At 45.2% G+C, this 5,012-nt stretch carries 5 protein-coding genes; all 5 read left to right on the top strand.

Annotation, left to right across the window (positions count from 1 at the left end; genetic code table 11):
* Nucleotides 1-359 precede the first annotated feature (359 nt).
* The 5 genes from FTT64_RS14140 to FTT64_RS14120 all read left to right on the top strand — a co-directional run bounded on the left by FTT64_RS14140 (nucleotide 360) and on the right by FTT64_RS14120 (nucleotide 4,885).
* Nucleotides 360-845: an NUDIX hydrolase gene (locus FTT64_RS14140; protein WP_045795214.1), complete on the top strand. Its 486-nt coding sequence runs from the start codon at nucleotides 360-362 to the stop codon at nucleotides 843-845.
* A 4-nt stretch (nucleotides 846-849) separates the two neighbouring features.
* Nucleotides 850-1,983, top strand: a complete 1,134-nt coding sequence (gene mnmA, locus FTT64_RS14135) for a tRNA 2-thiouridine(34) synthase MnmA (RefSeq protein ID WP_075166642.1) — start codon at nucleotides 850-852, stop codon at nucleotides 1,981-1,983.
* A gap of 14 nt (nucleotides 1,984-1,997) precedes the next feature.
* Entirely contained in the window at nucleotides 1,998-2,729 is a 732-nt protein-coding gene (gene hflD / locus FTT64_RS14130) for a high frequency lysogenization protein HflD (protein WP_016660058.1), read from the top strand.
* Between the two features lie 50 nt (nucleotides 2,730-2,779).
* Nucleotides 2,780-4,168: an adenylosuccinate lyase gene (gene purB, locus FTT64_RS14125; protein WP_180182508.1), complete on the top strand. Its 1,389-nt coding sequence runs from the start codon at nucleotides 2,780-2,782 to the stop codon at nucleotides 4,166-4,168.
* A gap of 78 nt (nucleotides 4,169-4,246) precedes the next feature.
* Nucleotides 4,247-4,885: a DUF2238 domain-containing protein gene (locus FTT64_RS14120; protein ID WP_160241464.1), complete on the top strand. Its 639-nt coding sequence runs from the start codon at nucleotides 4,247-4,249 to the stop codon at nucleotides 4,883-4,885.
* Nucleotides 4,886-5,012: the final 127 nt, after the last annotated feature.

Here is a 5,012-nt window from a genome sequence, read left to right as displayed (position 1 = left end):
CCAAGCAGACGTGCACAGAAAACAGCAATTCAAGAACGAAATCTAAATCCTGTGCTTGACTTGGAAATGTCCATATAGGACATTTCTATTTGGTTATTAGGTAGGACATTTCTACTTTGGAATAACATATTTTCACTTCTCTTTTTAAATCAGCATATTAGCTCATACTAAGAAGTCAAAATCACCTGATTTGAACTTCTTTATGGATTTCTCATGTTCCACGCTCATTATTAAGTCCTTGTTTCACACAATTTTTTACTCAAACACAAAAAACATCTTCTCCAAAGAAATCCCCTTCCCTCATAGCCACATCCCCCTAAATTTTGTAGAATATGCGTTTTACCCCATGGTGCTTTTTTATGACCGCTTGGACTGCGCATGTGACTGTTGCCACCGTTGTTGAAAAAGACGGTAAATTTCTGTTCGTAGAAGAACAGACTGAAGGCGTTACACATACTGTCTTTAACCAGCCTGCAGGTCATGTAGAAGCCGGTGAAACCATTATTGAAGCAGCGGTTCGCGAAACCCTGGAAGAAACCGGATACGATGTACGTATTCAGGCTTTACTGGGCATTTATACCTATACCCCGCCCATGTTTCCAGATCGTACCTATTACCGTTTCTGCTTTCTGGCCGAAGCCATTCACCATCATGCAGATGCACAGCTAGACACTGGTATTGTCCGTGCCGTCTGGATGAGCCCGGATGAACTGCTTGAATCGGCCCGCGCCCGCAGTCCTTTGGTGATTAAAGCCGTACAGGATGCTCAGGCCGGACAAAAATATCCTTTATCGCTCATTTACGAGCACCAAAATTCTCCCTTAATTCATAGTGTGGATGCCTAATCCTATGCAACAACGTGTCATCGTCGGTATGTCAGGTGGTGTAGATTCTTCTGTTTCTGCAGCACTCCTCCTTCAACAAGGTTATCAGGTTGAAGGACTGTTCATGAAAAACTGGGAAGAAGATGACGGCACGGAATACTGTACAGCCATGGAAGATCTGGCCGATGCCCAGGCCGTATGCGATAAAATTGGCATCAAACTGCACACCGCCAACTTTGCCATGGAATACTGGGATCGGGTTTTCGAGCATTTCCTGGCAGAATACGCCGCTGGCCGTACCCCTAACCCGGACATTCTGTGCAATAAAGAAATCAAATTCCGTGCGTTTTTAGATCATGCCATTAACCTGGGTGCTGACTTTATTGCCACAGGTCACTACTGCCGTCGTGGTGAAACCATGACCAACTCTAAAGGTGATCAATATGCACCTTTATTGCGTGGTGTCGACAACAACAAAGATCAGACTTACTTCCTGCATGCAGTACATGGTCGTGAAATTAACAAGACCCTGTTCCCTGTCGGTGAAATTGAAAAGCCACAAGTACGTAAAATTGCAGAAGAATTGGGCTTGGCGACTGCAAAGAAAAAAGACTCCACTGGTATCTGTTTTATTGGTGAACGCCGCTTTAATGACTTCTTAAAACAATATTTACCCGCACAACCCGGAAAAATCGTGCTGGAAGATGGCAAAGAGGTTGGTGAACATCACGGCTTAATGTACTATACGCTCGGTCAACGCGGTGGTATTGGTATTGGCGGCATGAAAGGTGCAGCTGAAGGTGCCTGGTTTGTACTGCATAAAGATGTAGCCGGCAATCGTCTGGTGGTTGGTCAAGGTCATGATCATCCACTGATGCAAAGCACGATTCTGTGGAGCGAATCCATTGACTGGGTCGCAGGTGAACAGGATATTCCTGACACCGGTTTCCGCTGCACGGCAAAAACCCGCTATCGCCAACCTGACCAAGACTGCGTATTATTTAAAGATCCAGAAACACCAAATGGTGTACGTGTTGAATTTGATCAGCCACAACGTGCAGTAACACCAGGTCAAAGCGTGGTGTTCTACGCAGGTGAAGTGTGCTTAGGGGGTGGCGTGATCCATCATACCAATGCCCCTCACCCGGATTTTGTTTAAAGGATTGTTTCGGCATGACAGAGTTACCGTTTCAACAGCCTCGAACTCTGAATGTTCGCCAGAATCGTGCTTTGGCCCTCGCTGCTGTGTTTCAAGCCACGCAGCTGACCCACATGACTGCACTGACTGGCCGACAAAGCATTGGCGATAGCGGTAACTTTTATCTGGAGCGCTTGATTCGGGCCAGCCTAAATATCCGTCCAAGTAATAATCAGAGTGGCCAAACCTTAGACTTTTTTAGTCAGCTGGCCGATATCTCCCTTGGTTTAAAAACCCTCGAAAATAGCATTACCCATCCGTTTACCACCTCACCCAAATCCAGATTACCGAAAATGTCCAATGCCAAGTTGCCGATGTCCTATGCCATGGCGCTGCTGCAACTGGAAAAGAAAGTCTATAGTAATCCGCAATTTGTTGAAATTATTGAGCAATCCCAGCAAAAAATCTTAAAACAGCTGTCCTTTTTTGATAATAACTATTTACATCCAAGTATTCTCGCCAATCTTGCCCAAACCTATGTTGATACTGCTGGACAGATTAATCCGCGGATTATGGTGCGTGGCAATGCCGAGGCCTTTAAAGATTCTGCCCATACCAACCGTATTCGTGCCTCGCTATTTACCGGCCTGCAAATGGCGCATTTGTGGCGTCAGCTCGGTGGCAGCTCATGGGCGATGATTTTTAGCAAACGCAAACTGCTTCAAGATATTCAGGATCTTGCCCGTTTACAGTATCAGGTGGTCTGATCTGTACGGACATTTGTTTTAGGTTTAGTTCCAAAGTTTAAGGAATCGTTATGAACGCTTTAACTGCACTTTCTCCATTAGATGGACGTTATGCGAGCAAATGTGATGCTCTTCGTCCTTTCCTTTCTGAGTTTGGTTTAATCCATGCTCGTGTGACTGTTGAAGTGCGTTGGTTACAAGCGCTTGCGAACCGTCCGGAAATTACTGAAGTCCCAGCTTTTTCTGCAGAAACCAATGCGGCCTTAGATGCGATTGTGGCAAATTTCTCTGAAGAAGATGCGAACCGCATTAAAGGGATTGAACGTACCACTAACCACGACGTTAAAGCGGTTGAATATTTCCTGAAAGAAAAAATCGCCAACATCGACGAGCTGAAAAATGCCGGTGAATTCATTCACTTTGCCTGTACTTCTGAAGACATCAACAACCTGTCACACGCCCTCATGCTAAAAAACGGCCGTGATGTACTGGTTGCATCTATGCAGCAAATCATTGACTCAATTGTGGCGCTGGCTGAAAAACATGCTGATCAACCCATGCTGTCTCGTACACACGGTCAAACAGCTAGCCCAACCACTTTGGGTAAAGAAATGGCCAACGTGGCGTACCGTTTAGCGCGTCAAATCAAGCAATTCAACAATGTTGAACTGCTGGGTAAAATCAACGGTGCAGTGGGTAACTACAACGCTCACCTGTCTGCCTATCCAGACATCAACTGGCCTGCACATTCACAAGTATTTGTTGAATCTTTAGGTTTAACTTTCAACCCGTACACCACGCAAATTGAACCGCATGACTATATGGCGGAACTGTTTGATGCGCTGCGTCGTTTCAACACCATCTTAATCGACTTTAACCGTGACGTTTGGGGTTATATCTCGCTGGGCTTCTTCAAACAAAAACTGAAAGAAGGCGAAGTCGGTTCTTCAACCATGCCGCACAAAGTCAACCCGATTGACTTCGAAAACTCTGAAGGTAACCTGGGTATTGCCAATGCTGTTCTTGCGCACCTGGGCGAAAAACTTCCAATTTCTCGCTGGCAGCGTGACTTAACCGACTCAACTGTACTTCGTAACATGGGTGTTGGTTTTGCACAGAGCTTGATCGCATTTGAAGCCTGCTTAAAAGGTATTGGTAAACTAGAACTGAATGCTGACCGTATTCTGGAAGACCTGGACAATGCACAAGAAGTATTGGCTGAACCGATTCAAACGGTTATGCGTCGTTACAACGTTGAAAAACCATACGAAAAATTAAAAGCGCTGACTCGTGGTCAAGCGATGACTCGCGACATGATGGTGAGCTTCGTCAACGGTAACGAACTCGAAGCTGTTCCGGCTGCGGATCGTGCACGTTTAGCTGAAATGACCCCTGCGTCTTACACCGGTAATGCCGCTGAACAGGCAAAACAGATTAAAGATTTGATCTCTAAAATCTAATTTTAGCTGATTAAAAAAGCGAAGCTTCGGCTTCGCTTTTTTATTATGATAATTACAAATCCCAATCCTATAACCAGAATGATCGACTACCAATTACAGGCCAAACATTGGCTAATGCTGGCCCTATTAGGCCTGGCCATGCTGCTTGCCAGTATCAACCCAATGGAATTTTCAGCCTATGTGCTGCATCAGGTTGGAACGGTCATCATGCTAATTGTGCTGCTACTGCTCTTCAAAAAAGTCGGTCTAAGCTTTTCGAGTTTTGTTTTCTATCTTATCTTTCTGTTGATTCATATTTTAGGCGCGCATTATCTCTATTCTTATGTGCCCTATAACGACTGGCTGCTGCAATACTTCGGCTTTGATTTAAATCAGTGGCTGGGCTGGGAACGCAATATGTATGATCGCTTTGTGCATTTTGCCTATGGCGTGCTGCTCTACCCGCTGTTTTTCCGCTTACATCGGCTCTGCTTTCCAAAGGCCAAAGACTTGGTGATTTTTCTGCTGGTCGTGCAATGGGTCATGAGCAGCAGTTTGATTTACGAATGGCTGGAATGGTTACTCGCGGTAACCCTCTCCCCAGAAGCGGCTGAAAATTATAACGGTCAGCAAGGTGATGTCTGGGATGCACATAAAGATATGCTCCTGGCTACGCTCGGCGCGATTCTGGCAGGAAGCTGGAACTTATACAAAGACAGAAAAAAAGCACTCGATTGAGTAATGCCAGTCAGTTAAGAGATTGACTGGCTTTTTCTTGGGTATTTTTGAGGTTTTCCTTTTACAACCCTTGGATAACTCCTCATCCGTCTCTCAGGTAAAACATATCTATCAGATTTCTCCATTA

It is taken from the genome of Acinetobacter sp. Q186-3 (assembly GCF_013420655.1).
Classification (GTDB): Bacteria; Pseudomonadota; Gammaproteobacteria; order Pseudomonadales; family Moraxellaceae; genus Acinetobacter; species Acinetobacter indicus.
This window is presented reverse-complemented; position numbering and strand designations above follow the sequence as displayed.